Origin of the sequence: Xanthomonas prunicola (genome assembly GCF_025266575.1) — a bacterium.
GTDB classification, from domain to species: Bacteria; Pseudomonadota; Gammaproteobacteria; order Xanthomonadales; family Xanthomonadaceae; genus Xanthomonas; species Xanthomonas prunicola.
Genome location: NZ_CP096142.1, coordinates 4206543 through 4232612 on the forward strand (window position 1 = coordinate 4206543; position 26070 = coordinate 4232612).

General features: G+C 64.6%; 26 protein-coding genes and 1 pseudogene. 8 read left to right on the forward strand and 19 right to left on the reverse strand.

Annotated features, from left to right (window positions below; genetic code table 11):
* Nucleotides 1-518: 518 nt before the first annotated feature.
* The 5 genes from M0D43_RS17920 to cydB all read left to right on the forward strand — a co-directional run bounded on the left by M0D43_RS17920 (nucleotide 519) and on the right by cydB (nucleotide 7834).
* Entirely contained in the window at nucleotides 519-1580 is a 1062-nt protein-coding gene (locus tag M0D43_RS17920; RefSeq protein ID WP_252162444.1) for a pectate lyase family protein, read from the forward strand.
* A gap of 270 nt (nucleotides 1581-1850) precedes the next feature.
* Complete coding sequence (locus tag M0D43_RS17925) at nucleotides 1851-3239, forward strand: amino acid permease (RefSeq protein ID WP_252162445.1); 1389 nt, start codon at nucleotides 1851-1853, stop codon at nucleotides 3237-3239.
* Between the two features lie 612 nt (nucleotides 3240-3851).
* The gene (locus M0D43_RS17930; protein ID WP_252165119.1) at nucleotides 3852-5081 is read left to right on the forward strand and encodes a dipeptidase; all 1230 of its coding nucleotides are present in this window, start codon (nucleotides 3852-3854) and stop codon (nucleotides 5079-5081) included.
* Nucleotides 5082-5417: 336 nt separating this feature from the next.
* Nucleotides 5418-6818 (forward strand): cytochrome ubiquinol oxidase subunit I, encoded by a 1401-nt coding sequence (locus M0D43_RS17935; protein WP_252162446.1) that lies wholly within the window; start codon nucleotides 5418-5420, stop codon nucleotides 6816-6818.
* Entirely contained in the window at nucleotides 6818-7834 is a 1017-nt protein-coding gene (gene cydB, locus M0D43_RS17940) for a cytochrome d ubiquinol oxidase subunit II (RefSeq protein ID WP_252162447.1), read from the forward strand. The genes M0D43_RS17935 and cydB overlap by 1 nt, the downstream gene beginning before the upstream one ends.
* Nucleotides 7835-7894: 60 nt before the next feature.
* Here cydB and M0D43_RS17945 read toward each other — a convergent pair whose 3' ends face one another.
* From M0D43_RS17945 to M0D43_RS18015, 15 genes and pseudogenes are all read right to left on the reverse strand, one after another.
* A complete protein-coding gene (locus M0D43_RS17945) occupies nucleotides 7895-8632 on the reverse strand; it encodes a carboxylesterase family protein (RefSeq protein ID WP_252162448.1) in 738 nt (245 codons plus the stop codon).
* Between the two features lie 210 nt (nucleotides 8633-8842).
* Entirely contained in the window at nucleotides 8843-10204 is a 1362-nt protein-coding gene (mgtE, locus tag M0D43_RS17950) for a magnesium transporter (protein ID WP_101361664.1), read from the reverse strand.
* A 283-nt stretch (nucleotides 10205-10487) separates the two neighbouring features.
* Nucleotides 10488-12218: a phosphoenolpyruvate--protein phosphotransferase gene (gene ptsP, locus M0D43_RS17955; RefSeq protein WP_252162449.1), complete on the reverse strand. Its 1731-nt coding sequence runs from the start codon at nucleotides 12216-12218 to the stop codon at nucleotides 10488-10490.
* Between the two features lie 58 nt (nucleotides 12219-12276).
* The gene (locus M0D43_RS17960) at nucleotides 12277-12546 is read right to left on the reverse strand and encodes an HPr family phosphocarrier protein (RefSeq protein WP_016904613.1); all 270 of its coding nucleotides are present in this window, start codon (nucleotides 12544-12546) and stop codon (nucleotides 12277-12279) included.
* Nucleotides 12539-12931 (reverse strand): PTS sugar transporter subunit IIA, encoded by a 393-nt coding sequence (locus tag M0D43_RS17965; RefSeq protein WP_252162450.1) that lies wholly within the window; start codon nucleotides 12929-12931, stop codon nucleotides 12539-12541. The genes M0D43_RS17960 and M0D43_RS17965 overlap by 8 nt, the downstream gene beginning before the upstream one ends.
* A gap of 503 nt (nucleotides 12932-13434) precedes the next feature.
* Complete coding sequence (gene rapZ / locus M0D43_RS17970) at nucleotides 13435-14307, reverse strand: RNase adapter RapZ (protein WP_252162451.1); 873 nt, start codon at nucleotides 14305-14307, stop codon at nucleotides 13435-13437.
* Complete coding sequence (gene hprK / locus M0D43_RS17975) at nucleotides 14304-15254, reverse strand: HPr(Ser) kinase/phosphatase (protein ID WP_252162452.1); 951 nt, start codon at nucleotides 15252-15254, stop codon at nucleotides 14304-14306. The genes rapZ and hprK overlap by 4 nt, the downstream gene beginning before the upstream one ends.
* Complete coding sequence (locus M0D43_RS17980; protein ID WP_260807427.1) at nucleotides 15251-15709, reverse strand: PTS sugar transporter subunit IIA; 459 nt, start codon at nucleotides 15707-15709, stop codon at nucleotides 15251-15253. The genes hprK and M0D43_RS17980 overlap by 4 nt, the downstream gene beginning before the upstream one ends.
* Nucleotides 15710-15730: 21 nt before the next feature.
* Nucleotides 15731-16048 (reverse strand): ribosome hibernation-promoting factor, HPF/YfiA family, encoded by a 318-nt coding sequence (hpf, locus tag M0D43_RS17985; RefSeq protein WP_005913379.1) that lies wholly within the window; start codon nucleotides 16046-16048, stop codon nucleotides 15731-15733.
* An 87-nt stretch (nucleotides 16049-16135) separates the two neighbouring features.
* Nucleotides 16136-17575 carry an RNA polymerase factor sigma-54 gene (locus M0D43_RS17990; RefSeq protein WP_101361659.1) on the reverse strand — a complete coding sequence of 480 codons (1440 nt, stop codon included), beginning with the start codon at nucleotides 17573-17575 and terminating at the stop codon, nucleotides 16136-16138.
* 40 nt (nucleotides 17576-17615) lie between these two features.
* The gene (lptB, locus tag M0D43_RS17995; protein WP_008572666.1) at nucleotides 17616-18335 is read right to left on the reverse strand and encodes an LPS export ABC transporter ATP-binding protein; all 720 of its coding nucleotides are present in this window, start codon (nucleotides 18333-18335) and stop codon (nucleotides 17616-17618) included.
* Nucleotides 18335-18897, reverse strand: a pseudogene (gene lptA, locus M0D43_RS18000) (lipopolysaccharide transport periplasmic protein LptA). Before lptA ends, lptB begins: the two are co-directional and overlap by 1 nt.
* Nucleotides 18875-19450: an LPS export ABC transporter periplasmic protein LptC gene (gene lptC, locus M0D43_RS18005; protein WP_260807428.1), complete on the reverse strand. Its 576-nt coding sequence runs from the start codon at nucleotides 19448-19450 to the stop codon at nucleotides 18875-18877. The pseudogene lptA and the gene lptC overlap by 23 nt, the downstream one beginning before the upstream one ends.
* A complete protein-coding gene (locus tag M0D43_RS18010; RefSeq protein WP_053503098.1) occupies nucleotides 19447-19995 on the reverse strand; it encodes a KdsC family phosphatase in 549 nt (182 codons plus the stop codon). The genes lptC and M0D43_RS18010 overlap by 4 nt, the downstream gene beginning before the upstream one ends.
* Before the next feature lie 48 nt (nucleotides 19996-20043).
* Complete coding sequence (locus tag M0D43_RS18015; protein WP_260807429.1) at nucleotides 20044-21045, reverse strand: KpsF/GutQ family sugar-phosphate isomerase; 1002 nt, start codon at nucleotides 21043-21045, stop codon at nucleotides 20044-20046.
* A gap of 54 nt (nucleotides 21046-21099) precedes the next feature.
* Here M0D43_RS18015 and M0D43_RS18020 point away from each other — a divergent pair, with 54 nt between their 5' ends.
* The 3 genes from M0D43_RS18020 (at nucleotide 21100) to M0D43_RS18030 (ending at nucleotide 23163) form a co-directional block, all read left to right on the forward strand.
* Nucleotides 21100-21327, forward strand: coding sequence for a BolA family protein (locus tag M0D43_RS18020; RefSeq protein WP_019301635.1), 228 nt, complete (start codon nucleotides 21100-21102; stop codon nucleotides 21325-21327).
* Between the two features lie 241 nt (nucleotides 21328-21568).
* Nucleotides 21569-22843: a UDP-N-acetylglucosamine 1-carboxyvinyltransferase gene (gene murA / locus M0D43_RS18025; protein WP_252162455.1), complete on the forward strand. Its 1275-nt coding sequence runs from the start codon at nucleotides 21569-21571 to the stop codon at nucleotides 22841-22843.
* The gene (locus M0D43_RS18030) at nucleotides 22840-23163 is read left to right on the forward strand and encodes an EF-hand domain-containing protein (RefSeq protein WP_252162456.1); all 324 of its coding nucleotides are present in this window, start codon (nucleotides 22840-22842) and stop codon (nucleotides 23161-23163) included. Before murA ends, M0D43_RS18030 begins: the two co-directional genes overlap by 4 nt.
* Nucleotides 23164-23322: 159 nt before the next feature.
* Here M0D43_RS18030 and M0D43_RS18035 read toward each other — a convergent pair whose 3' ends face one another.
* From M0D43_RS18035 to M0D43_RS18050, 4 genes are all read right to left on the reverse strand, one after another.
* Nucleotides 23323-24006 (reverse strand): DUF3108 domain-containing protein, encoded by a 684-nt coding sequence (locus tag M0D43_RS18035; RefSeq protein ID WP_101361652.1) that lies wholly within the window; start codon nucleotides 24004-24006, stop codon nucleotides 23323-23325.
* A 3-nt stretch (nucleotides 24007-24009) separates the two neighbouring features.
* Nucleotides 24010-24837 (reverse strand): DUF3108 domain-containing protein, encoded by an 828-nt coding sequence (locus M0D43_RS18040; protein WP_252162457.1) that lies wholly within the window; start codon nucleotides 24835-24837, stop codon nucleotides 24010-24012.
* Nucleotides 24838-24902: 65 nt separating this feature from the next.
* Entirely contained in the window at nucleotides 24903-25571 is a 669-nt protein-coding gene (gene purN, locus M0D43_RS18045; protein WP_252162458.1) for a phosphoribosylglycinamide formyltransferase, read from the reverse strand.
* 23 nt (nucleotides 25572-25594) lie between these two features.
* Nucleotides 25595-26059 carry a hypothetical protein gene (locus M0D43_RS18050; protein WP_252162459.1) on the reverse strand — a complete coding sequence of 155 codons (465 nt, stop codon included), beginning with the start codon at nucleotides 26057-26059 and terminating at the stop codon, nucleotides 25595-25597.
* Nucleotides 26060-26070 lie beyond the last annotated feature (11 nt).

The following is a 26070-nucleotide window of genomic DNA, read 5'->3' on the forward strand; positions in this document are numbered from 1 at the left end:
GCATGAGCGTTCTGAGGCGCTGCGCCAGCGCCGCAAGTGACCTTGCAGCGACAGCTGGACAGCAGGTTTCCACACGCCGCTGTCGATTGCACATGGTGTATCGCGTACCCGCATAACGTGTTGCACTCGCTGCGGTCGCTGCGCCTGCACAGATGCTGCATGCCTGCAGTGGCGATCAGCATGCGGAACATCACGGCACGGGTACGATTGCTCTATCGCCAGGTGCGCGCTTGAACGGATGTGCAGCATCGAGGTCTGCATGCACATGCACATCCCCCCCTTTGATCAACACATACCGAACCAATGGCATTGGCATGTCCTGTCCCGGCTGTCCGTTACTGTCTCTTTTGCATGTCTCGCAAAGAGAACACCGCGGCGCGTCTAAGTTTCAGTGATGGATAATTGTTTTATGTTTTGAGTCGCGCGAAGAATGCAGCCCCCCACGCATCGCTTTGCGGTTGTCGTCGCCACTGCGCAGACGGCCTGCATCGCTTGTCGACTTCTTTGGGAGAGGCTGCATGATCATCAAGACGCTACAGGGCGCACTCGCGCTTGCACTGTCCGCTTGCGCTGCGGGCGCGATTGCCGGCCCGGTCGGGTACGGTGCGGCCACCACCGGCGGCGGCAACAAGACACCAGTCAACGTGGCAACGTTCGAAGCGATGCAGGCCGCCATCGACAGTTATTCCGGCAGCGGTGGGCTGGTACTCAACTACACGGGCCAGTTCGACTTCAGCACCATCAAGGACGTCTGCACGCAATGGAAGCTGCCGGCCAAGACCGTGCAGATCAAGAACAAGAGCGATGTCACCATCAAGGGTGCCAATGGCTCGGCGGCAAACTTCGGCGTGCGTGTGGTCGGCAACGCGCACAACGTGATCATCCAGAACATGACCATCGGTTTGCTGCAGGGCGGCGAAGATGCCGATTCGATTTCGCTGGAAGGTAACTCCAGTGGCGAGCCGTCCAAGATCTGGGTCGATCACAACACCATCTTCGCTTCGCTCACCAAGTGCTCCGGTGCAGGCGATGCCTCCTTCGACGGCGGCATCGACATGAAGAAGGGCGTCAACCATGTCACCGTGTCCTACAACTATGTGCACGACTACCAAAAGGTGTCGTTGAACGGTTTCAGCGACAGCGACACCAAGAACGACGCGGCGCGCACCACCTATCACCATAACCGCTACGAGAACGTGGATTCGCGCCTGCCGCTGCAACGATTCGGCCTGAGCCACATCTACAACAACTACTTCAACAACATCTTTACCTCCGGTATCAACGTGCGCATGGGTGGTGTGGCGAAGATCGAGTCGAACTACTTCGAGAACATCAAAAATCCGGTGACCTCGCGCGATAGCAGCAAGATCGGCGATTGGGACCTGATCAACAATTACGTCGGCAGTGGCATTACCTGGACCACGCCGGACGGCAGCAAGCCCTACGCCAATGCCACCAACTGGGTCAGCTCCAAGGTGTTCCCGGAATCGTTGGGCTACATCTACACCGTCACGCCAGCGGCACAGGTCAAGGCCAAGGTCATCGCCACAGCGGGTGCGGGGAAAAATCTGGCCGAGTGATCGGCAGTGCGTGGCAGCATCAACACATCCCCGGCCTGTCCGGGGATGTGTGTTTACGCCGTGTCTTGATGACGACAGAGGCGCTCGCCAGCGCTGCGCCGTCAGGCCGGCGGCAGCGCGTGCCGGCAAGTCGCCATGCCGCCTGCCGCAAGCCCGCGGGCAGGGTGCGAACGTCTGGCGTATCCACTCCTTCCCCGGGCTGGCGTCAAGAGGCGCGGCAGGCGCCGCGACGCGGTATCGTGTCGCGATTCCATTCATTCAAGCCTGTCCATGCCGCTTCCGACCGACCCCATTGCTGAGACCGCTGCATCCGCCGCGCCTGCACTGCGCCATGCGCTGAAGCCGCGGCAATTGATGATGATGGGCCTGGGCACGGCGATCGGCGCCGGGCTGTTTCTGGGTTCGGGCGTGGGCATCCATGCGGCCGGGCCGGCCGCGCTGGTGTCCTACCTGATCGCCGGTGGCTTGGTGATCATCGTGATGAACGCGCTCGGCGAAATGGCTGCCGCCAAGCCGACCAGTGGCGCGTTCTCGGTATACGCGGCCGATGCGATGGGTCCGACCGCTGGGGCGACGGTGGGCTGGCTGTGGTGGCTGCAGATCGTGGTGGTGATCGCGGCCGAAGCAGTCGGTGCGGCTGGGCTGCTGGCCACGGTCTGGCCGGCGTTGCCGGTGCCGCTGCTCGCGTTGCTGTTCATGGCCACGTTCACTGCGATCAACCTGTTGGGTGTGCGCAACTTCGGCGAGTTCGAATTCTGGTTCGCCATTCTCAAGGTCCTGGCGATCGTGGTGTTCCTGCTGATCGGCGTGGCCCTGCTGGCTGGCTGGTTGCCGGGGGTGGCCTCACCCGGCCTGTCCAATTTCACCCAGAACGGCGGCTTTGCGCCCAAGGGTCTGGCCGGTATTGGCTCGGCGTTGCTGGTGGTGGTGTTCGCTTTCGGCGGCACCGAGATCGTGGCGGTGGCCGCAGCGGAAACTGCCGACCCGGGGCGCAGCCTGGCGCGCACCATCCGCACCGTGGCCTGGCGCATCCTTGTGTTCTATATCGGTTCGATCAGCGTGATCGTGGCGGTCGTACCGTGGACCAGCTCTGCGCTCAGCTCGCCGTTCGCTGCCGTGCTGGAAGTGGCACGCATTCCCGGTGCCGCCACGGCGATCACCCTGGTGGCGGTGGTGGCGCTGCTGTCGGCGCTCAATGCCAATCTCTATGGCGCCTCGCGGATGATCTTCTCGCTGGCACAGCGCGGCGAAGCGCCGCGTGTGCTGGCCAAGACCAGTGGCGAGCAGGTGCCGCTGGTGGCGGTGATCGCCAGTGTGTTGTTCGGCTTCGCTGCTGCAGCGCTGGAGTTGCTGTATCCGAACAAGGTGTTGCCGATGCTGCTCAACATCGTTGGCGCCACCTGCCTGCTGGTGTGGACGATCTCACTGGTGTCGCAACTGATCTTGCGCGCCCGTGCCGATCGCGCCGGTATCGCGTTGCCGTTCCGCATGCGCGGCTATCCGTTTCTGACAGTGCTGGCGCTGGCGATCCTGGCGGTGATCTTCGGGTTATTGGCCTATTCGGCCGACACGCGTGCGCAATTCCTGTCGATGGTCGCTCTGACCGCAGTCATCGCCGTGGTCAGCGAAGTTGCGCGACGCTTGCGTGCGCAGATGTAACGGATGGCTGTCCGTGACGGTGCGTTGGCGCGTTGTGTGCGATGACCGACGTGTCAGTCGCCACATGCGCGCGTAGCACCGAGAACCAATAAGCAACCGGGAAACGTGCCGTGGTTGGTTGCGGTGTTGAAGTATCCCGATTCAGGCATGGTGATGGATCACGGCGTCATAGCAGCGCGTCTATATCGAGACGCGCGCACTGGTAATCCGCCTGGCTGGAGGCGGCTGCCAACGAAGCTGCAAGCATGGGCGGAGCGCAGCGGGCTGTCGTCGCGGCATTCGGTGTTCGGCATCGGCTCGGCATGGGCACCCGTACTGTCGTCAGAAGCGGACAGGCCAGGCTGGCCTTCGCCACATCGCGACGGGTCGTCCAATAGCGGACATAGGCTGCACAGACACGTTTCCACAGCGAAACGAGAAATACGTCAGCAGTCTTGCGTTTCCATCGCCGTCTGAGCGATGGCCTTCGGGATCTGGCGGTCCAGTTCGGTTATTCTGATTCGGGTCCAGCTGCTCGACCCATCAAGGCGCTTGAGGAATATCGGTACGATATTCGACGAGGGACAGCGCTTTTTGAGTTACTTCTTTAGAAGGCATTACTGGGGTTGGCCCATGCATACAGTGGCATCTGAACACCTGGCGACCCTGCCTGACACTCTCACACTGGAAGCAGTGCATGCGCTGGCTTGTCCGGTCGATACGCATCTGGATTCCCTGTATCTGTCGCGATTGGGTGGCTTCGATTTCTGGAAGGGTGATTGGAAAGCGCATCGACGTTCTCCGATCATCTGGCTCATGTCCAAGACCTCGCCGAGAGGTCGCAATCAACCGCTGATGTACCACGTGAGCGGCCCGGACTTTCTCGCGGGTGGCTATGGGGGCGCCTGTTTCAGCGCCCACGCACTTTGGGAAAACCTCGTCAGCGCGCCTTTTCTGGACCCCTGGAAAAACTGGGTGGAGCATCAGCGCTATGTCGAGGAGATGGTGGCGGCAAGCGAAGGTCGGATGCAGCTGGCACGCAGTGCCGCCGAGCTGCGCGCGATTCGGGCCGAGGGGCTTTGCTGCGCCATCCTGTCGTTGGAGGGCGCGCATATGCTTGGACCACGCGGGGCCCGCAGTCAGGCACTGCGGCTGACGCGTCTGGACATCGCCGCCAACGCCGGCGCCGCCTATCTGACGCTCAACCATTTCAGCCATACCGACATCTCCCAGGCCGGCTATGCGTCGCTCAATCCGTGGCGCCAGAGGAAGGGCGCGGGGCTTTCGGAGTTTGGTCGGCAGGTGGTGGAGCGCTGCATCGATGTCGGACTTCTGGTGGATCTTTCGCATACCTCGAGCCAGGGGATACTTGACGCCTGCGAGATCTGCGTCCGTCGCAACGTGCCGGCCTTCGTCTCGCATGGCGCATCGCGCAGCGTCACCCGTGGGGTGGAAACGCGGCCATCGCGTCACCTCGACCGGGCGCTCGACGATGCGGCGATCCGTGCCATCGTTCAGACCGGTGGCTGCATCAGCGTCATTCTGGCGCCGTACTTTTTGCAGCATTCCTATCTGGCCGATGGCACGCCGAACATGGATGCCGACCTCGCGTTTGTTGTGGGCTATTACGAAGCGTTCGCCCGACAGATTGCCGACATGGGGATCGTCGACGATCCGTGGAAACACCTGAGTTTCGGCAGCGATTTCGATGGCGGCATTTCCAGCTTGCCGACCGGCATGCGCAGCGGTGCGGATCTCCCCAAGCTCACGCAAGCGATGATGGATGCCGGCTGGCCCACGCAACGCATCGTCGATGTGTATAGCGGCAATTTTCTGCGGACCTGGGAGCGGGTGCGGCCGTAGCGTTCCGGCGACCTGCCTCTGCAAGGGAATGCGTGGTGGGTCTTCCATCGTGCACCGGGGTGATTGACAGGACCTGGCACGCTGCAGTGGCTGCGTCTGCGTCACCGCGTTCGGTGCAAGGCGTACAGCATGACAAGAAGAGTGCTGCTGCGCGTTGCTTTACAAGAGCGGCAATTTGCCGCAGATGCGACGCCGTGTCGCATCGGGAACGGGCCCGACCGTCCCTATCATGATCACGTAGCGCAGCAGCTGGCTCGCGATCGGCCGATGCAGTGCATTCCGGCGATCGGCCTGCAGCTCGCATGCCGACGATCACTTTTTCCTGGAGGGTTCTCCATGGACGCACTGCTGTTATCGCGGATACAGTTCGGGTTCGTTATCGCGTTCCACGTGCTGTTTCCGGCATTCACCATCGGGCTCTCCAGCCTGTTGGCGTTTCTGGAATGGCGCTGGCTGCGCACGCGTCTGCCGGTCTGGCGCGAGCTCTATTTTTTCTGGCAGAAGATCTTCGCGGTCTCGTTTGGCATGGGCGTGGTCAGCGGCATCGTGATGGCCTTCCAGTTCGGTGCCAACTGGCCGGAATTGAGCCGGATTGCCGGTGGCGTGATCGGACCGCTGCTGAGCTATGAGGTGCTCACCGCGTTCTTTCTGGAAGCCAGTTTCCTGGGTGTGATGATGTTTGGCTGGGGGCGGATTTCTGAGCGCCTGCATTTCTTTGCCACCTGCATGGTGGCGTTGGGCACGCTGTTCTCCACGTTCTGGATTCTCTCGTCCAATAGCTGGTTGCAGACGCCGGCAGGCTTCGAGGTGATCGGCGGCATCGTGCATCCGGTCGACTGGCTGAAGATCATTTTCAACCCCTCGTTCCCCTACCGGCTTGCGCACATGGCGCTGGGCTCGTTCATCACCACCTGCTTTGTGGTCGGCGCAGTGGGCGCGTGGTATCTGCATCGTGGTGTGCATCGCGACGCCGGGCTGCGCATGCTCAAGCTGGCGGTGGTGTTCGCCGCGATCACGGTGCCGCTGCAGATCTTTGTCGGCGACATGCACGGCTTGAACACGCTCAAGCATCAGCCGATGAAGATCGCCGCGATGGAAGCGCACTGGCATGGCGAACCGCCGGGCGAGGGCTTCCCGCTGGTGGTGTTTGCGCTGCCCAATGCACAGGCCGAGCGCAACGATTACGAGGTGGCGATTCCGCGCCTGGGCAGCCTGATCCTGACCCACCGTCTGGACGGCAGCATTGCGCCGCTGACCTCGGTGCCGGCAAGCGAGCGCCCGCCGGTGACGCCGGTGTTCTTCGCCTTCCGCATCATGGTGGGGATTGGTTCGTTGATGCTGCTGGTGGCCTGGGTGTCTGCATTCGCGTTGTGGCGCGGCACGCTGGTGCAGTGGCGCTGGTTGCTGGCAACCTGGCGCTGGATGTTGCCGAGTGGCTTCATTGCGCTGATTTCCGGCTGGTTCGTCACCGAAATCGGCCGACAGCCCTATGTGGTCTATGGCTTGTTGCGCACCGCCGATGCGGTGGGCCCGCAGTCTGCGCTGATGACCGCGATCTCGCTGGCGGTGTATGTGGCCGGCTATGCGTTCGTATTCGGCTGGGGCATCTGGTACCTGGTCAAGATCGGCAAGCAAGGGCCGACCCCGCATGCCGACGCGCCGCACCTGGACCACGGCGAACACACACCTGCACGTCCGCTCTCGGCGGCCGATGCATCGATTGACGGAGCAGCATGATGGACATGACGACGGTACTGCCGGTGGCGTGGTTTGCGGTGATCGGCTTCGGGGTGCTGATGTACGTGGTGCTGGACGGCTTTGTCCTGGGCATCGGTATCCTGGCGCCGTTTCGCAAGGACGAAGCGCAGCTGGATTTGATGATGAACACCGCCGCGCCGATCTGGGACGGCAACGAAACCTGGCTGGTGCTGGGCGGGGCAGGGCTGCTGGCTGCCTTTCCCAAGGCGTATGCGGTGATCCTGTCGGCGCTGTATCTGCCGGTGCTGTTGATGGTCATGGCGTTGGTGTTCCGTGGCGTGGCGTTCGAATTCCGCTTCAAGGCGCATCGCTCGCGGCGCTTGTGGAGTAATGCGTTTGCCGCCGGTTCGATCCTGGCCACCTTCGCGCAGGGCGTGATCCTGGGTGCCTTGGTGCAGGGCTTGCCGATCGAGAACGACCGCTATGTCGGCGGCATCTGGGGTTGGTTCAGCCCGTTCGCGATGTTGACCGGCGCTGCATTGGTGTTCGGCTATGCGCTGCTCGGCAGTACCTGGTTGATCCTCAAGACCGAAGGCCATGTGCAGCAACTGGCACGGCAGCTCAGCCGGCCGTTGACCATCAGCGTGCTGATCTTCATCGGCCTGGTCAGCGCCTGGCTGCCATCGTTGCAATCGCACGTGATGGAGCGCTGGTTCAGTGGCGCGCACTATCTTTGGCTGATGCCGGTGCCGCTCTTGGTTGCCATTGTGGGGTTCGCGCTGTGGCGTGCGACCGACGCGGCGCGCTCGGATGCGCTGCCATTCCTGCTGGCGATGGGCCTGTTCGTATTGGGCTTCCTGGGGCTGGTGCTGGGCATGTGGCCGTCTCTGGTGCCGCCGGTCTACACCATCTGGCAAGCCGCCGCGCCGCCGTCGTCGCAGCTGTTTGCGATGGTCGGTTTGGTCGCCTTGCTGCCGCTGATCCTGGGCTACACGGTGTGGTCGTACCGCGTGTTCCGCGGCAAGGTCACCGCAGACAATCGCTATCACCACTGAAACGCGCTGGCGGGGGCATGCCATCGCGCGGGCGCAGCGCCAGCGCGACGCTGCGCATTGTCAGCGCAAGCGCTGCTTGAACATCCAGTTCCACATCGCCGGGTCCGCGTAAGTCGCGTCCCAGGCGTTGTGATTGCCTTCCGGGTATTCGCTGTAACGCACATTGGCGCCGACGCCCTTCGCGGCGCGATACAGCGCGCGGTCGTCGTGCGGCGGTACCGAATCGTCCTTGGCACCATGGAACATCCAGATCGGCACGTGCTTGAGTTGCGTCACTGCCGCGGTGTACGGGTCCGCTTCCTTCGCCACCAGGCTGACGTACAAGGTGCGGCGCTCATCGCGCGGTGCCTTGAGCGCGCCGCAGATCGGCACGATTGCCGCAAAGCGCTGCGGCTGCATCAGTCCGACTTCCCAGGCGCCATAGCCGCCCATTGAAATGCCGGTGAGGTAGGTGCGCTGCGGGTCGGCGCTGAATTCGGCGCTGGCCGCGTCCAGCGTGGCGATCGCCATGCGCGCATTGACGCCCAGCCATTCTTCGTCGTCGGGTACCTGCGGCAGCACCACAAGTGCGGGGAAGTCGGCGGTGTGTTCGCTCAGATAAGGGCCCACGCCGACTTCGGCCTGGTCGCGTCCGTTATCGCCGCGCTCGCCCGAGCCGTGCAGGAACAGCACGATTGGGCGCGGCTGCGGCACCTTGGACGCCGGCACGAACACTTGATAGCGGTACAGACGTCCTTCCAGTTTCAGCGTGCGGGTGACGAAGTGACCGCGGCGTTCGTCGTGGTGGCGCTCAGCCATGCTGGAACACCCAGCCACCAGTAGCGCAAGGATAATGGCAACAAGACAACGACGAATCACGCAGCTCTCCCGACTGATCACATGGGTGCAGTATTACCGCATGCCGGTGCGATGGCCCGTCACGTCGCGGCGATTCTTGTCGAATATTCATCTGCTTGTCGTCATCGCATGCACTGCACGTGCGCTCACCGCAATCGCAAGCGCTGCAGGTTAGGGCAGCAGTATCAACGTGGCCAGGCCAAGAAAGCTCAGGAAGCCCATCACGTCGGTCAAGGTGGTCAGGATCACGCCACCGGCCAATGCCGGATCGAAGCCCAACCGTTTCAATGTCACCGGCACCAGCACCCCGCCGAAAGCGGCGGTGAGCATGTTCACCGTCAACGCGGTGCCGATCACCAGCGACAGCATCGGCTGCCGCAACCACACCAGCACGATCAAGCCAAGCCCGATGCCCAGGCACAACCCGTTGATCAGGGCGACAGTGAGCTCCTTCTTGAGCAAGGTCATCACGTTGGACGAGCCGATCTGGCCCAACGCCAGGCCGCGCACCATCAGTGCCAACACCTGGGTGCCGGCATTGCCGCCCATGCCGGCCACGATCGGCATCAGCGCCGCCAGCGCCACCAGTTTTTCGATGGTGCCTTCGAACCTGCTGACCACGCTGGACGCCAGAAACGCGGTGCACAGGTTGATGCTCAGCCAGATCAGGCGGCGCCGGAACGCGCGCCGCGCCGGGCTGAACATGTCTTCGTCTTCGTCCAGACCGGCCGCGCTCATGGCCTGGTGTTCGGCCTGCTCGCGGATGATGTCGACCACGTCGTCGATGGTGATGCGGCCGAGCAGGATGTTGTTGTCGTCCACCACCGGCGCCGAGATCCAGTCGTGGTCGGAGAAGCGCCGCGCCACTTCGTCGGACCCGTCGCCGACATCGATCGCCGGCTGCTCGTCGTCGATCAGCCGGTTGACCGGGGTGCTGTCTTCATGGGTGACCAGCGCAGCCAGCGGCACGCGGCCCAGGTATTGATGGCGCCGGCTCACCACGTACAGGTGATCGGTGTGGTCGGGGAGCTCGCCACGCAGGCGCAGATAGCGCAGCACCACATCCACGTTGACGTCGGCGCGCACGGTGACCACGTCCGGGTTCATCAGACGCCCGGCGGTGTCTTCCGGATACGACAGCACCTGCTCGAGCCGCTCGCGGTTTTCGCGGTCCATCGACTTGAGCACTTCGTCGATGACGGTGTCGGGCAGGTCTTCGACCAGGTTGGCAAGATCGTCGATGTCCAGGTCTTCGACCGCAGCCACGATCTCGTCCGGGTCCATGTCGGCCAGCAGGCTTTCGCGCACTTCGTCGCCGACGTGCAGCAGCACTTCGCCGTCGTCTTCTGGATCGACCAGCCCCCATACCACTTCGCGCTTGCCTGGCGGCAGCGATTCGAGCAGGTTGCCGATCTCCGCCGGCGCCAGCGTATTGACCAACCGGCGTACCGGCCCCAGGCGTCCGCTATCCAGCGCGTCGGACAGCAAGCGTAGCTGGCGCGCGGTTCTGTCGTGGCGGACGGCTTCGGCCATACGGCTCCCCGGAAGAGTGGACGCGTCGTCAGTGGAAGACGCGGTGCTGGGTCAGCACGGCATTATCGCTTGCACATAGTGACGAAACATACAGTGTCGCTGCAGCGCGCTTGCGCAGTGCGTGCGCGATGGCCGCATCTAGGCGGCGAGGACTGCTCACACGTGTACGGAGTAGTTGGCGACTGGCGTCGTAGGCGGCATCGTCGAAGCGCTTATCGAAGAAGAAATATGCGGCTTTGAAGCACCAGTCACGCTGCTTACCAGGGACGTGCACTTGCAGCGATTACCGCAGCAGCCCCTGCGCATGGCCCGCCAACCACTTTTCGATGCCCTTGCGATCACGGGCGCGCAGCAATTTTTCGCCGTGCACGCGCAACTCGCCCAGATGGATGTCGCGCACCGCGCGGCGCACTTCCAGCAAGGTCGCCGGATGCAGGCTGAATTCGGTGAGCCCTAACGCCAGCAGCATCGGCACGAAGCGCGGGTCGCCAGCGATCTCGCCGCACACTGCCACCGGCTTGCCGTAAGTGCGCCCGGTGGCGATCACCTGCGCGATCAAGCGCAGTACCGCCGGATGCAATGGCGAATACAGTTCGCCCAGTGCCTCGTTGTTGCGATCCACCGCCAGCAGGTACTGCACCAGATCGTTGGTGCCGATCGACAGGAAATCGATATCGTCGATGAAGCAATCCAGCGCCAATGCTGCGGCTGGTACTTCGATCATCGCGCCGAGCGGGATGTGCTCGGCGATCTCGTGGCCTTCCTCGCGCAGCTGCGCGGTGAGCTTCTTCAATTGCTTGCGCAGCAGCAGGATTTCTTCGCGGCCGCTGACCATCGGCACCAGGATGCGCACCGGCCCGTAGCCGGACGCACGCAGGATCGCGCGCAACTGCGTCTGTGCCACCGCCGGCCGCGCCAGCGACAGCCGCACCCCGCGCAGGCCCAGCGCCGGGTTGTCCTCATCGCTAAGCGTCAAGCCGGTGCGGTCGGCCTTGTCGGCGCCCAGGTCCAGCGTGCGGATGGTGACCGGGCGGCCACTCATGCCCAGCACGGTGTCGCGGTAGGTGTGGAACTGTTCGTCTTCGTCCGGCAGTTCGTTGCGCTGCAGGAACAGGAATTCGGTGCGATACAAGCCCAGGCCTCTGGCGCCGAGCGCATGCGCTTTTGCCACGTCTTCCAGTGATTCGGCATTGGCCAGCAGGGTGATGTCGACGTTGTCGCGCGTGCGCGTGGGCTTGGAGCGCAGTCGCCCCAGCTCGCGCTGTTCCTTGGCCAGCGCGCGCAGGCGCTCGCGGTAGTCGCGCAGATGCTCGGGCTTGGGGTCGACGATCACTTGACCCGAGCCAGCATCGACGATCAGCACATCGCCATCTTCGATGCGCTGCACCGCATCGCTCACACCGACCACCAACGGCAGGTGCAGGCTGCGCGCCAGAATCGCGCTATGCGACAGCGCGCTGCCGGCCGTGGTGACGATGCCGACTACCCCTTGCGCCTGCAGCTGCGCCAGCTCCGACGGCGCCACGTTGTCGCACACCAGGATCTCGCCAGCCACGCCCTTCAAGTCGGGCGCGCGCTTGTGCAAAAACGCATGGATGCGACCGATCACATGATCCAGATCGTCCATGCGGCTCTTGAGGTACGCATCCTCCATCCCGTCGAACACCGCCGCCAGGCGATCGCGCTGCACGCGCAAGGCGTAGTCGGCGCTGTAGCGGTGGGTGCGGATCAGCTCATCAAGGCCCTGCAGCAGCTCCGGGTCGTCGAGCAGCAAGGCATGCAGCTCGAGAAATTCGCCGACCTCGCGCGCCAGTGCGCCGTGGAGGCGATCGCGTAGCTGCTGCATTTCGCCGCGCGCCGACTCGATCGCTGCATGCAAGCGCTCCAGCTGCGTCTCCACCTGATGGGCGGGCACGCGTTGTTCGGCCACTTCCAGCGTGTGGCTCTGGCGCACGCGCGCGCGGCCAAGGGCATTGCCGCGCGCAGCGCCATGTCCGCGTAACCGCAGGCTCATGCGTCTACCTGGCGCAGCGGCGCCGTGTCGGTCGCAACGGCACCGACGCCGCGCATGCTCAGCTGTCCTCGTCGAAGCGACGTTCGAACAGGTCCACCAGGGCCTGCAAGGCCTGCGCTTCGTCTTCGCCGTCCAGCCGCACCACCACGCTGGTGCCTTGGCCTGCGGCCAGCAACATTACGCCCATGATGCTCTTGGCATTCACCTCGCGGCCCTTGGCTGCCAGGGTGGCGTTGCTGCGATAGGACGACAGCGTCTGCACCAGCTTGGCGGTCGCCCGCGCATGCAGTCCGAGTCGGTTGGAAACTATGAGTTCGCGTTCAAGCATCGTCGATGATCGCTCCATTGCGAGTACCGGCCGCCGCAGTGGCGGGCAGCTCTTGCAATCCTTGTTCGGGGTAGTTCATCACGCGCAGCAGCATGGGCAGGCTCAGTGCGGACACCCGGCGAACCGGCGTGCCGAGCTTTGCCAACCGGCTGGCGAGATTGCTGGGGCTGGCGCCGTACAGGTCGGTCATGACCAACACGCCGTCGCCGCTGTCGACCCGACGCATCGCTGAAGACGCCTGGGGCAGCAAGGCGTCCAGGTCTGCATCGAACGGCACATCGAATGCTTCGGTCTTCAGCGGCAACTGCCGCAACAGCCCCGTCGCCACGTTCAATAACGCGGCGCCGATGCCGGGATGAGTAATGAGGAGAATGCCACAGGCCATGCCGAAACGTTAACAGGTCAGCATGACTGCGCGATAGCGTCTGCGGGCACAGATGCGTCGCGAACTGAATAGCCGTTTAGGGCCGCCGCAGACACGCGGCTCCACCTGCGGTGCTTCGGTCTTGCTGCACTGTTATGCGGATCCGTGACGTGCGCAGCGTCAGCGGTGCGGCCCAGATCGCAAGCGAACGCTGCCGTTCCCGCGGTGACGGACAGGGCCGTGTGGTCCTGCAGTGCGGAATGCCACCACCGCGTGTGTCGTGCAGCGCTGCGTAGCGTATCGAACAAAAACGCCAAGTGGCTCAGGGCGCCAGTGACTCAGGCGCGTCGACTGCAGCGTTGTCGCCTTTCGCTGCACCCATCATAGGCAAGCCATTCGCAACCAATCGCGACTTAAAAAGGCGTTGCGAGAGTGCCTCCTAAACCTAGGTGCAGTACGCGCAGGTCGCAGGGTGCCGCTGCAACGAATCCCCAATCCCAACTCCCAACTGCCGAATCCCCGCTTCAGTCCTGCTCGCGGTGAAACGTCGCCACTTCCGGCCAGCCTTGGTCGCGTGCGTGCCGGGCCATGCGTTCGGCCATGTAGACCGAGCGGTGCTTGCCGCCGGTACAACCGAAGGCAATGGTCACGTAGCTGCGGGTGTCATTGCGCAGCCGCGGTAGCCAGGTATCGAGCAGATCCACGATCTGCGCGCTGTAGCGCTGCACGTCGGCTTCGTTGTCCAGATAGTCGCGCACGCCGGCATCGCGGCCGGTGAGCGGGCGCAGTTCCGGGTCCCAGTGCGGATTGGGCAGCACGCGCGCATCGAAGACGAAGTCGGCCTCGGCCGGGACGCCGCGCTTGTAGGCGAACGATTCGAACAACAGCGACAGCCGGTCGTTGCTGCCCAGCGCGAATTCGGTGACCACGCGGCGACGCAACTGGTGCACGTTGAGCGTGCTGGTGTCGATGATGGCATCGGCCTGCGCGCGCAGGGGCTCGGTCAACTGACGCTCGCGGGTGATCGCTTCCGGCAGCGCCAAGCCCAGATGGCTCAGCGGATGGCGGCGGCGGGTGTCGGCGTAGCGCTTGATCAATGCCTCGTCGCTGGCATCGAAAAACAACAGCCGCGCTTCGATGCCATATTCCTGCGCGGCCTGGCGCCACTGCGCCAGCTGGGTCAGGTCGCTGCGGCTGCGCACGTCGATGCCCACCGCCAGGCGCTGGTCGCCGATGGGGTTGCCACGCAGGCGGCTTTTGACGAAGTCCGGCAGCAGCTCGACCGGCAGATTGTCCGAGCAGTAGTAATCCAGATCTTCGAAGGTCTTCAGCGCGACCGATTTGCCCGAGCCGGACAGCCCGCTCACGATCATCAGCGTGGAGGGCGCGATACTCATGGCGTGCGTCGCTCCAGCAGGTTGCTATGGCGGGCGATGAACATCGCTGCCGGGTCGATGCCCTTGGTGCGCAGGATGTGCAGGCGGGTTGCCGCCTCGGTCAGCACCGCCAGGTTGCGGCCGGGCATCACCGGCAGCGTGATCAGCGGGACGTCCAGATCCAGCACATGGCGGCTGCCGGAATCGCCGGTCAGACGCTCGTAGCCCGATGGCGTAGGTTCGGTCATCGGCCGGGTCAGATGCACGATCAGGCGCAGGTATTTGTTTTTCTTCACCGCGGTGTCGCCGAACATGTCGCGCACGTTCAACACGCCCAGCCCGCGGACTTCCAGCAGATCCTGCAACAGTTCGGGGCAGGTGCCGTCGAGCACATCGGGCGCAATCTGGGTGAATTCGGGCGCATCGTCAGCCACCAGCCGGTGCCCGCGGCTGAGGAGTTCCAGCGCCAGTTCGCTCTTGCCCGAGCCGGCTTCGCCGGTAATCAGCACGCCGATCGAATAGATCTCCATGAACACGCCATGCAGCGTGACCCGCGGCGCCAGCGTGCGCGCCAGATGGTAGGAGAGGTGGTTGAGCAGTTCGTGGCCGCGCTTTGGCGAGATCCACAGCGGCGTATTGGATTCGTCCGCCGCCGCGCGCAGGTCTTCCGGGCACGACTGGTTCTTGCTGATCGCCAGCGCCAGCGGTTGGACCTGGATGATCTTTTCGATGGTTTCCCAGCGCTGGCGCGCGTCCAGCGAGTCCAGCCAGGCCAGTTCTTCGGTGCCCAGGATCTGCACCTTGTTGGGATAGATCACATTGAGATAGCCAGCCAGCGACGGGCGCCGCGCATTGTTGCTGCCGGCCTGGATCTCACGGTGCTCGCCCTTTTGACCGGCGATCCAGCGCAGCGCCAGCTTGTCGCGCTGTTGGTCGAACAGTTCGCGTGCGGTGATGCTGGTATTCATGCCGCGCTCGCCTGCGGTGGTGGCACGTCGGTGAGCAAGGCCATCAGGGCATCGGCGTTGGGTGCGGCGCGCAGCCGCTGACGGAAGTCGGCATCGGAGAACCGTTCGGCCAGCTCCGATAGCAGCATCAGGTGCTGGTGGGTGTAGTGCGCCGGTACAGCCATGGCGAAGACCAGGTCCACTGGCTCGTCGCCGCCGAACGCTACCGGCGTATCCAGTCGCAGCAAGGCGCCGCGTGGCTCGGTGAGGTTGGGGCAGCGCCCATGCGGAATGGCGATGCCGTGACCGATGGCGGTACTGCCCAGGGCCTCGCGCTCGCACAGGTTGGCGTAGAGCTCGTCGGCGCCGGCCTGACGGCAGGACAGCAGATCGGCGGCGGTGTGGAGGACGGTGTCGCGATCGGCGGCCGGCGACACCACGGTGCGCACGGCCGCCATCAGATCGGTTAAAGGCATGAGGGCATCAAGCGGGAAGCGTCATGCGGGATTGTCGCGCACCTCGCGGGCGTGGTGGTTACATTTCTTTTCTTTGTGCTTGAGCACCAGGCGGTCGAGCTTGTCGACCAGCAGGTCGATCGCCGCATACATGGTGGAGCCGCTGGCATCTGCGTGCAGGGTGCGACCGGGAAGGTTGACGGTGGCGACCACGTGGTGGTCCGGCTTGCGAACGGCCAACTGCGTTCGAACTTCGCAGTGCTGGTCGAAATGGCGCTGCAGTCGCTGTAGCTTGCTTGCCACGTATTCCCGCAGGGCGGGGGTCACTTCAAGCTGGTGGCCATACGTCTCGATACGCATCGGATACCTCCATTGGTCGGTGGGCCAATGAACCGTTCCGGTGATCCGACTCACCCGGCGCAGGCCGGCGTTGCGGTGGTTGCAACGTCAGGCGATGCGTACGCGTTCGTGGGAGGCGGAAATGTTCATGGCCTCACGATACTTCGCAACGGTGCGCCGCGCCACTGGTACGCCGGATGTTTTCAGCAGATCTGCCAGCTTGGCGTCAGACAAGGGTTTGCGCGGGTTTTCCGCATCGATCAGGCGCCGGATCATGGCCTGAATGGCCGTGCTGGAGGCCTCGCCGCCGCTGTCGGTGTCGATGCCGGAGGCGAAGAACGAACGCAGCGCGATGGTGCCGCGCGGGGTGCGCACGTATTTGCGGGAGATGGCGCGGGAAATGGTGGATTCGTGCAGGCCGAGCTCGCCGGCGATCTCGCGCAGGGTCAGCGGGCGCAGCGCCTGCGCACCGAATTCCAGGAACCCGGCCTGATGTTGCAGCAGGCAGCGCACCACCCGTAGCAGGGTCTCGCCGCGCGCCTCCAGGCTCTTGAGCAGCCAGCGCGCCTCCTGCAGCTGGCCGCGCAGGTAGCCGGCGTCGGACTCGCCGCAACTGCGGATCAGGTTCTCGTAGCCGCGGTGGATGGTGACCTTGGGCTGCGAACGGCCGGCCAGCGAGGCCCGCCAGACACCGCGCTGGCGCCAGATCACGCAGTCCGGCACCACGTAGGTGTCCTGCGACAGGTCGCCGATCTGCTTGCCCGGGCGCGGGTCCAGCGAGCGCACCAATTGCACCGCCTGTTCGACATCGGCAGTGGAGCGCTTGAGCTCGTGGGCCAGGCCGGCCACGCCGCTACGCGGCAGCCGTTCCAGCGGGCCGGCGACGATCTGCAATGCCAGCTCGCGGCCCGGAGTGGCCGGGTCGAGCACGGCCAGTTGCAGCGCCAGGCATTCACCCAGTGTGCGCGCCCCCACGCCGACCGGGTCGAAGCGCTGGATCTGGTGTAAGACGGTGAGCACGTCGGCTTCGTCCACCACCGCGCCCAGCGCGAGGGTTTCGAGAATGGCCGACAGTGGTTCGCGCAGGTAGCCGTCTTCGTCCAACGCGTCGATCAGCATCGCGCCGATCTGGCGGTCGCGTGGCGACAGTGGCGACAGATGCAGTTGCCACAACAGATGATCGGCGAGTGTTTCGGATTCGGCGACGCGCTCGGCGGCATCGCCGGACTCGTCGTCGTCGAAACTGCCGCCGCTGCCCGAGCCGGTCCACTGCAGTTCGTCCTGCGACCAGTCGTCGTCGCGCTCGGCAGGCGCGGCTTCTTCGCGCTGGGGCTCTTCGGTGGACGCTGACGGCGAGGATTCCACCGCCGTGTCGCTGGCCGCATGCGCGGCTTCGTCGGCCCATTCCAGCAGTGGATTGGTTTCCACTGCTTCGGCAATTTCCACTTCCAGCTCCGTGGTGGACATCTGCAATAGCTTGATGGCCTGACGCAGTTGCGGCGTCATGACCAACTGCTGTCCTAGCGATGTCTGAAGCCGGGCTTTCATGCGGGCACTGACTGGAAAAATCGTGGGCGCGGCGACGCGCTCAAAGGCGGAAAGTTTCCCCCAGATACACGCGACGGACGTCGGGATTGGCTAGCAACGTGTCTGGTGCCCCCTGCGCCAGCACGCCCCCCTCGGCGAGGATATACGCGCGGTCGCAGATTCCCAAGGTCTCGCGTACGTTGTGATCGGTGATCAACACGCCGATGCCGCGCTCCTTGAGGTGGATGATGATGCGTTGGATCTCGCCGACCGAAATCGGGTCCACGCCGGCGAAGGGTTCGTCCAGCAGCATCATGCGCGGCTTGGCCGCCAGCGCACGCGCGATCTCGCAGCGGCGCCGCTCGCCGCCGGAGAGGCTGGCACCGAGCTGGTCGGCCACATGGGTGATCTGCAGTTCTTCGAGCAGCGAGACCAGTTCCTTCTCGCGGCCGGCGTTGTCCAGTTCCTCGCGCAGTTCCAGCACCAGGCGGATGTTGTCGGCCACGGTGAGCTTGCGGAAGATCGACGGCTCCTGCGGCAGATACCCCACGCCGAGCTTGGCGCGTGCGTACATCGGCTCGGCGGTGAGGTCGCGGCCGTCCAGTTCGATACGGCCGGCATCGGCTTCGACCAGGCCCACGATCATGTAGAAGCAGGTGGTCTTGCCGGCGCCGTTGGGGCCGAGCAGGCCGACCACTTCGCCGGCCTCGAGCGTGAGGCCGAATTCCTTGACCACTTCGCGTTGCTTGTACTTCTTGCGCAGACCGGTGGCGACCAGCATTACTTCTTCCCCTGCGGCTTGGCGCGGCGGGCTTGGCGGCAGGTGCCGGAGCAGGCGTCGCCGCCGCAGGCGCTGCGTTCTTGGGCTGGATGATGGTGCGCACGCGGCTGCCATCGCCGCCGCTCTGCATGTTGCCCGTCTTGGTGTTGTAGACCATGCGCTGGCCGGCGTTGGTGCCCTTGGGCGAATCGACCTTGTAATTGCCGGTCAGGATGATGATCTCGTCGGCGACCTTGTATTCGATGTTGTCGGCCTGGCCGTGCATCATGGCGCCGTCGTCCATCTCCTGCTTGAGCGTGGCCTGCTTGCCGTTGAGCACCACGCGATCGGTCTGGCCGTTCTTCTGGAAGATATCGGCGGTGTCGGCGTGGATTTCCAGCGTGCCCTGAGTGATCACCACATTGCCGCTGAAACGGCACTTGCCGCTGTCATCGAGCATGTTGCAATCGTTGGCATTGGAGTCGATCGCCATCGGCTGGTTGCGATCGCTGGTCTTGGCCATCGCCAGCGCAGGCAGCAGCAGTGCGGCAAACGCCAGGTTAGCGGGCAGCATTCGGTTCATAGCGTGTCTTGACCTGAGAAAGGAGCTTGTACTGGCGTGATTTGAGGTCGGCTTCAAAGCCGACGCCGCTCTGCATGATACCCGGGCGGGTCATGGTCACCGGCGCGTCGGTCTTGGCGATGTTCTGTTGCGGGAACACGTCCATGCTTTGGGTGCGGAACGTGGTCGGCGGGGTTGCGCCGCCGGTTGGGCTGTCGCCCTCGACATCGCCGCGCAAGCGCAGTTGGGTGCCGTCCGGGTTGACCCACCCCGTCTTGGAACGCAGGGTCCACGGCAGATTGGCGTTGTCGGGCATCAGGAACACCGGCGTGGTGATGTCTGCGGTCTGGTCGGCACGATTGCGGTGCATTTCCGGCGCGCGCAGCGTCATCGACTCCTTGCCGCTCTGCTTGTCCAGGGCGATCAGCTCGAAGTCGCGCAGGATGTAGTCCGCACCGGACTCCTGCACGGCCGCGGCGGTCGGGCGCGCGCGTTGCTTCCATGCCGACCAGCCGGAAATCACGGCGGCGGCGAACAGCGCCACGCCCAGGGTGGTGCGCCAGTTCCAAGTCATGCCGAAAACCCTTCGATGATGCGCTCGACCTGGCCTTGCGCGGCCAGCACCACATCGCAGACTTCGCGCGCGGCACCTTCACCGCCACGGGCGCGGGTATGCCATTGCACACGCTCGGCGATCCACGGATGTGCGTTGGCAGGCGCCACCGGCAGGCCGACCGCGAGCAGGGCGGGCAGGTCGGGCAGGTCATCGCCCATGAACAGCACCTGGTCCAGCGACAGGCCGTGCTCCTGGCACAGTGCCAGCACTGCCATGCGCTTGTTCTTCACCCCGATCTGCACGTGCAGGCCCAGATCCTGGCCACGCTTTTCCGCCGACAGACTGGCGCGCGCGGTGATCAGCGCGACATGGATGCCGGCCTGGTCGAGCTGCTTGAGACCCTGGCCGTCGAGCACGTTGAAGGCCTTGCTCTCATTACCGGCGTGGTCGTAGTACAGGCGACCGTCGGTCAGGGTGCCGTCGACGTCGAAGCAAGCCAGGCGGATACGCGCTGCGCGTTCGATCAGCTCCGCGGGAAGGTGCTGCAAAGGAGAATAGGGCATCGGCACGAATCGGTAAGAGCGGGGTCCGGCGGTTGAAAACTGAACCTGTTAAACCACCTTGGCGCGCAACAGGTCGTGAATGTTCAATGCGCCCACCGCGCGCTGCTGCGCATCGACCACGATCAGGCCGTTGATCTTGTAGTCCTCCATCAGCCGCGCGGCCTCGGCGGCCAGCTGGTCGGCGCCGATGGTGCGTGGGTTGCGTGTCATCACCTGCGCGATGCAGGCGCTGCGCACGTCGATATCGCTGTCCAGTGCGCGGCGCAGGTCGCCGTCGGTGAACAGGCCGATCAGGCGGTCGTCGGCATCCACCACCGCGGTCATGCCCAGCCGCTTGCGGCTCATTTCCATCAACGCCTCGCTCAGGCTGGCGTCTTCGCGCACACGGGGCAGGTCGTCGCCGGCATGCATGACATCGGTGATATGCAGCAGCAGGCGCCGGCCCAGGCTGCCGGCCGGGTGCGAGCGGGCGAAGTCGTCGGCGGTGAAGCCGCGAGCATCCAGCAGGGCGACCGCGAGCGCATCGCCCATCGCCAGCGAGGCGGTGGTGCTGGAGGTGGGCGCCAGATGCAGCGGACAGGCTTCGGCCGACACGCTGACGTCCAGGTGTACGTCGGCGGCTTGCGCCAAGGTGGAGCTGGCGCGGCCGGTCATCGCGATGATCGGATTGCCCTGGCGCTTGAGCACCGGCAGCAGCATGCGCACTTCGTCCGATTCCCCGGAGTAGGACAGCGCCAGCACGATGTCGGCCTCGGTGATCATGCCCAGGTCGCCATGTCCGGCTTCGCCCGGGTGCACGAAGAATGCCGGGGTGCCGGTCGAGGCGAGGGTGGCGGCAATCTTGCGCGCCACATGGCCGGACTTGCCCATGCCGGTGGCGACCACCCGCCCGCGCGAGGCCAGCACCAGGTGGCAGGCGGCCGCGAAGTCGCTGCCGATGCGGGCGCCCACGCTGGCGAGCGCCTCGCGCTCGATCTCCAGCACGCGCTGGCCGCTGGCGACCAGGCTTGCATCGCTGACGGTGGCGGAAGGCAGGTGCGAGACAGCCATGCGGGAACTCGGGTGAAGAGTAGAATGTGCGCTCATTTTATGAGGAAACGCCCCGTGGACGCCGAAACCATCCGTAAACTCATCGAATCCGGCTTGCCCGAAGCCCGCGTCGACGTGCACGGCGACGACGGCGTGCACTTCGAGGCCACCGTGGTCAGCCCTGCATTCGTCGGCAAGGCACCGCTGGCGCGGCACCGCATGGTCTATGCGACCCTGGGCGAGCTGATGGGCGGGGCGATCCACGCGCTGCAGCTGAAGACGCTGACGCCTGAGGAAGGTTGAGCGCGTCGTCTGCGCTTGCTGTCAGGCGGGCTGGACCAGGGCTGGAATTCGCACGCACTCTGACTCATTGGCGGCCCGCGCTCGCAGTCCACGAGCATCCGGTCACTGGCGCCAGCGCGTTCCACGCCCTGGCCGGTGCCGTTTGATCTGTCCGTCGTGTGCCACGTCCTTCCCACCCAAGCCGAAACGCTCTCATCTCATCCCCCGACACACCTTTCATTTTCGGATTTCTTAGATTCCCATGGCAAAAATCGTAGTGACCGGCGGCCAAGCGCTGCACGGCGAAGTCAATATTTCCGGCGCCAAGAACGCAGTGCTGCCGATCCTGTGCGCGACCCTGCTGGCCGACGCGCCGGTGGAAATCAGCAACGTCCCGCATCTGCACGACGTGATCACCACGGTGAAATTGCTCAGCGAGCTGGGCGCCGAGGTCACCATCGACGAGGGCACCTTGGCCAAGGGCCGCTCCATCCTGGTCGACCCGCGCTCGGTGACCCACCAGGTCGCGCCCTATGAGCTGGTCAAGACCATGCGCGCTTCGATCCTGGTGCTCGGCCCGCTGCTGGCGCGCTACGGCACCGCCGAGGTGTCGCTGCCCGGCGGCTGCGCGATCGGCTCGCGCCCGGTGGACCAGCACATCAAGGGCCTGCAGGCGCTGGGTGCGGAGATCAGCGTGGAAAACGGCTACATCAAGGCCACCAGCAACGGGCGTCTGAAGGGCGGCCGTTACGTGTTCGACATGGTCAGCGTCACCGGTACCGAGAACGTGCTGATGGCCGCCGTGCTGGCCGAAGGCACCACGGTGCTGGAAAACGCGGCGATGGAGCCGGAAGTCACCGACCTGGCCGACTGCCTGATCGCACTCGGCGCGCAAATCGAGGGCGCCGGCACGCCGCGCATCGTGGTGCAGGGCGTGGAGCGCCTGGGCGGCGGGCACCATGCGGTGCTGCCGGATCGCATCGAGACAGGCACCTTCCTGGTCGCCGCGGCGATGACCGGCGGCAGCGTCACCGTGCGCCGTGCGCGTCCGGACACCCTGGACGCGGTGCTGGACAAGCTCACCGAGGCCGGCGCCACCATTACCACTACCGCCGACAGCGTCACCCTGGACATGCAAGGCAAGCGTCCGCGCGCGGTCAACCTGACCACCGCGCCGTACCCGGCGTTTCCCACCGACATGCAGGCGCAATTCATGGCGCTGAACTGCGTGGCCGACGGCGTGGGCGTGATCAACGAAACGATCTTCGAAAACCGCTTCATGCACGTCAACGAGCTGTTGCGTCTGGGTGCGGATATCCAGGTCGAAGGTCATACCGCCATCGTGCGCGGCGCCGAGCGTCTCAGCGGCGCGCCGGTGATGGCGACCGATCTGCGGGCCTCGGCCTCGTTGATCCTGGCCGGGCTGGTGGCCGACGGCGACACCACCATCGATCGCATCTACCACCTGGACCGTGGCTACGAAAACATCGAGGAGAAGCTGGGGGCGCTGGGCGCGACCATCCGGCGCACCGCATGATCCTGCGCGGCCGTTTCACCACCCGGCGCAAGATCCTGCTGGGCGTGATCGTGCTGATCCTGGCGTGGCTGGCCTACGCCTGGAGCGTGGGCATGGCCATTACCCAGGGCGTCGAGTTCAAGGACATGGACTGGAACGGCGACGGTACCGCCAGCCGCGACGAAATCGCGCAATCGTTCTATGCAGTGGCAGTGAAGAAGACCGTCGAAGGCAAGCGCCATTGCGATCTGTTTTATTGGCGCAAGAACGATCAGCAGATTCGCGTGGATTGCCGCACGGTGTTCAGCAGTGGCGATGACAAGAACGCCGGCAAGCCCTGAGGAGTTCCTCTGCGTGCTGCGGAGATTCCGCTGCACGCCGATCGGAATGGAAAAGCCCGGCTTGCAGCCGGGCTTTTCATCGCTGTCGGAGGCAGGGTGCCTGCCGAGCGGGTCCCATGCTCTGGTAGGAACGCGCCTGCAATGGCAGGCCCATCTCGCTTAGCGCAGGCCCTTGATGGTCAGATCCAGCGCGTCCTGGCCCTTTTCTTTCTGCAGCAGGCGCGCCGGCACCGGCAGATCCTTGACCACCCACGCAATCAATTCCTTGTCGCCGTCCACGCGCGACACCTTGGTGGCCTGCTCCTGCTTGCCGTTGACGGTGATGGTTTCCTTGCCGACCACCTTGTAGCTCATCGGCTTGATGCGGCCTTCGTCCACCATGCGGTAGTTGAGCGGCTTGCCGGCGGCAAGATCGCGCGTGATCGCCAGATTGATCAGCAGCGCATCCATGTCGCCGGGCTGCAGTTTCACCGGGCCGCGGCGGTCTGGCTTGATGTCGCCGCCCCAGGTTGCCTGATTGGTCTTCCAATCGTAATCGGCGGTGACGTTACGGCGCTTGACCATCATCGACGAGGTGTCGTTGCTGCTCACCGGGCGCAGTTGGCCGTTGGCCTCTTCGAACACCGTGCTCTGGGTCAGGTTGGCCAGCTGGTTCTGGATGGTGAGCGTGTAGCGCCACTTATTCGCGCCGGCAGCGGCCAGGGTCATGGTGCCATTGGCCTGCATGCCCATGTAGTTGGCCGAGTAGTCGGCCTGGAATGGCTGCATGGCGAAGGCGGGTAGGCTGGCCATCGCCAATGCGGTAGCGGCGATCACGGCGCTGGTGCGGGAGAAGATTTTCATCGCTTAGGCTCCTTGGTATTCGACCAGGCGTAGATCGATCTGATCCTCACCTTTGTCACGTTGCAGGATGCGCACCGGAGTCGGGACTCCGTTCGCAATCCAGAGGATGGTTTCGTTGTCGCCGCTGTTGACGCGGTACACGCGCAGGGCGTCGTAGCTCAGATCGCCCACCTGCACGACTTCGGTGGCATCGGCCGCGCGGTAGTCGTATTTGCGCACCTTGCCCACATCGACATAGCGATAGCTCAGGTTGCGCCCGGGCTGCGCATCGCGCATCAGCGACAGGTTGAGCGACAGCGCGCTTTGGTCGCCGTGCTGCAACGGAATCGGCTGCTGCCGATCTTCCTTCAGATCGCCGTTCCACTGCGCAGTGCCCGCTTGCCAGTTGTAGACGCCGGTGACCTTCTTGCCGAAGAACATCGCCTTGCGCACCGTGCTCTGGCTCAGCGGCACATACGTGTCGCCATCGACGCGGAACACGGTGCTCTGTTCCAGGTTCAGGCCCAGGATGCTGGCGAAGCCCTTACGGCCACGCACCGACATGTCGATGCGCCACTGGCCACCTTCGCCGTGGCTGACCTGCATGGTGGCATCGCCGGCCTCCTTGCCACGGTAAAACGCCTGGTAGGTCGCCACGAACGGCTCCAGCGGCGGCGGTGTCCAGGTGCTCGCGGGCAGGGCCGCTGACGATGCCGGCGCAGCGGCAGGGGCCGCAACCGGGGCAGGCGTCGCTGGTGCGGGCGCGGTGGGCGCTTGTTGCGCACGGCCAGTGCCAGCCTGGGTGAGGAGGGCGACGGTCAACAGCGCGGCGGCGATCGGGATGACGTTCATGCGCTGGTAGCGGGCACGGGGGCCGCAAGGATGTCCGAGACGGGATGAGGGGAACGTATCCGCATTCAGGCGAACGCGATGTCTGCGGACTCTAGTCGTAGTGGCGTAAACAGGCACTGACCGTCGATATGCACGGCATCGCCCTGCACCGCGACGCGGCCACTGGCGAGCAGCTCCAGCGTGGCCAGCAGCAGCGGGTGCTCACGGGCCAGCACCCGCGCGGCCAGTTGCTCGGCGCTGTCGCCGGGCAGCACCGGGACGCGCGCCTGCGCGATCACCGTCCCCGCATCTAGCTCCGGCACCACCAGATGCACACTGGCGCCATGCTCTGCATCGCCGGCCTCCAGGGCGCGTGCGTGCGTATGCAGGCCGCGGTATTTGGGTAGGAGCGACGGATGGATGTTGAGCATGCGCCCGGCGAAGCGACGCACCAGCGGCTCGCCCAGAATGCGCATATAGCCGGCGCAGATCACCCAGTCCGGCTGCGTCGCAGCGATCGCATCGCCGAGTGCGGCATCGAACGCCGCGCGGTCGGAGAAATCGCGCGGGCTGGCGCTCCAGCGCCGCGCCTGCGCGACCTTCTGCAACGCTGGCGCCTGCGGGCGATCGGAAAACACCCCGACCACGTCGGCATGCAGGCGCCTACTGGCGATCGCATCGACAATGGCCTGCAGATTACTGCCGCGGCCGGAGGCCAGCACGGCCAGGCGCAGGCGGGCGTCAGGTGCGTGCATTGAACAGTCTGCTCACAGAGGTCTCAAACAACCGCGTTACCGACGCCGAACAGAGCCTTGACCTGCGGACGCAGCAGCGTCACCAGCGTGAACACGCCAAGCACGGTGCCAAATGGCATGAAAGAACAGGAAATGCCGGCCACGATCAGGCACAGCAAATGCCGTTTGCGCTGCGCGATGCAGCGTCCGGCGTAGGCCATGAAACCGGCCAAGGCCAGGCCGCAACAGATGAAGCCTGTCGAAAATATCACGAAGAGCCAGCCGACCCAGCGCGGATCCATCGGCGGCGCGTCCGGATTGGCAGTGTCCATCGGCAGGTGCCCAGTGATGATCGCAATGCCCATGGCCAGGTGGATCAACGGGAACAACGAAAACAGGGCAGTGATACCAGCCAGCACGTAATGGAAGGTCGACAGCAGTTTGAGATGCTGCAGGTCATCGGCGTTGGCCGACGCCAACGCCGGCGGTGGGAGTGGGGACGCGTCCATGCAGATTCCTC

Excerpts from the sequence above, each read along its gene's own strand:
- M0D43_RS17920 (WP_252162444.1), top strand. The coding sequence starts at position 519 with ATGATCATCAAGACGCTACAGGGCGCACTCGCGCTTGCACTGTCCGCT.
- M0D43_RS17925 (WP_252162445.1), top strand. The coding sequence starts at position 1,851 with ATGCCGCTTCCGACCGACCCCATTGCTGAGACCGCTGCATCCGCCGCG.
- M0D43_RS17930 (WP_252165119.1), top strand. The coding sequence starts at position 3,852 with ATGCATACAGTGGCATCTGAACACCTGGCGACCCTGCCTGACACTCTC.
- M0D43_RS17935 (WP_252162446.1), top strand. The coding sequence starts at position 5,418 with ATGGACGCACTGCTGTTATCGCGGATACAGTTCGGGTTCGTTATCGCG.
- cydB (WP_252162447.1), top strand. The coding sequence starts at position 6,818 with ATGGACATGACGACGGTACTGCCGGTGGCGTGGTTTGCGGTGATCGGC.
- M0D43_RS17945 (WP_252162448.1), bottom strand. The coding sequence starts at position 8,632 with ATGGCTGAGCGCCACCACGACGAACGCCGCGGTCACTTCGTCACCCGC.
- mgtE (WP_101361664.1), bottom strand. The coding sequence starts at position 10,204 with ATGGCCGAAGCCGTCCGCCACGACAGAACCGCGCGCCAGCTACGCTTG.
- ptsP (WP_252162449.1), bottom strand. The coding sequence starts at position 12,218 with ATGAGCCTGCGGTTACGCGGACATGGCGCTGCGCGCGGCAATGCCCTT.
- M0D43_RS17960 (WP_016904613.1), bottom strand. The coding sequence starts at position 12,546 with ATGCTTGAACGCGAACTCATAGTTTCCAACCGACTCGGACTGCATGCG.
- M0D43_RS17965 (WP_252162450.1), bottom strand. The coding sequence starts at position 12,931 with ATGGCCTGTGGCATTCTCCTCATTACTCATCCCGGCATCGGCGCCGCG.
- rapZ (WP_252162451.1), bottom strand. The coding sequence starts at position 14,307 with ATGAGTATCGCGCCCTCCACGCTGATGATCGTGAGCGGGCTGTCCGGC.
- hprK (WP_252162452.1), bottom strand. The coding sequence starts at position 15,254 with ATGAATACCAGCATCACCGCACGCGAACTGTTCGACCAACAGCGCGAC.
- M0D43_RS17980 (WP_260807427.1), bottom strand. The coding sequence starts at position 15,709 with ATGCCTTTAACCGATCTGATGGCGGCCGTGCGCACCGTGGTGTCGCCG.
- hpf (WP_005913379.1), bottom strand. The coding sequence starts at position 16,048 with ATGCGTATCGAGACGTATGGCCACCAGCTTGAAGTGACCCCCGCCCTG.
- M0D43_RS17990 (WP_101361659.1), bottom strand. The coding sequence starts at position 17,575 with ATGAAAGCCCGGCTTCAGACATCGCTAGGACAGCAGTTGGTCATGACG.
- lptB (WP_008572666.1), bottom strand. The coding sequence starts at position 18,335 with ATGCTGGTCGCCACCGGTCTGCGCAAGAAGTACAAGCAACGCGAAGTG.
- lptC (WP_260807428.1), bottom strand. The coding sequence starts at position 19,450 with ATGACTTGGAACTGGCGCACCACCCTGGGCGTGGCGCTGTTCGCCGCC.
- M0D43_RS18010 (WP_053503098.1), bottom strand. The coding sequence starts at position 19,995 with ATGCCCTATTCTCCTTTGCAGCACCTTCCCGCGGAGCTGATCGAACGC.
- M0D43_RS18015 (WP_260807429.1), bottom strand. The coding sequence starts at position 21,045 with ATGGCTGTCTCGCACCTGCCTTCCGCCACCGTCAGCGATGCAAGCCTG.
- murA (WP_252162455.1), top strand. The coding sequence starts at position 21,569 with ATGGCAAAAATCGTAGTGACCGGCGGCCAAGCGCTGCACGGCGAAGTC.
- M0D43_RS18030 (WP_252162456.1), top strand. The coding sequence starts at position 22,840 with ATGATCCTGCGCGGCCGTTTCACCACCCGGCGCAAGATCCTGCTGGGC.
- M0D43_RS18035 (WP_101361652.1), bottom strand. The coding sequence starts at position 24,006 with ATGAAAATCTTCTCCCGCACCAGCGCCGTGATCGCCGCTACCGCATTG.
- M0D43_RS18040 (WP_252162457.1), bottom strand. The coding sequence starts at position 24,837 with ATGAACGTCATCCCGATCGCCGCCGCGCTGTTGACCGTCGCCCTCCTC.
- purN (WP_252162458.1), bottom strand. The coding sequence starts at position 25,571 with ATGCACGCACCTGACGCCCGCCTGCGCCTGGCCGTGCTGGCCTCCGGC.
- M0D43_RS18050 (WP_252162459.1), bottom strand. The coding sequence starts at position 26,059 with ATGGACGCGTCCCCACTCCCACCGCCGGCGTTGGCGTCGGCCAACGCC.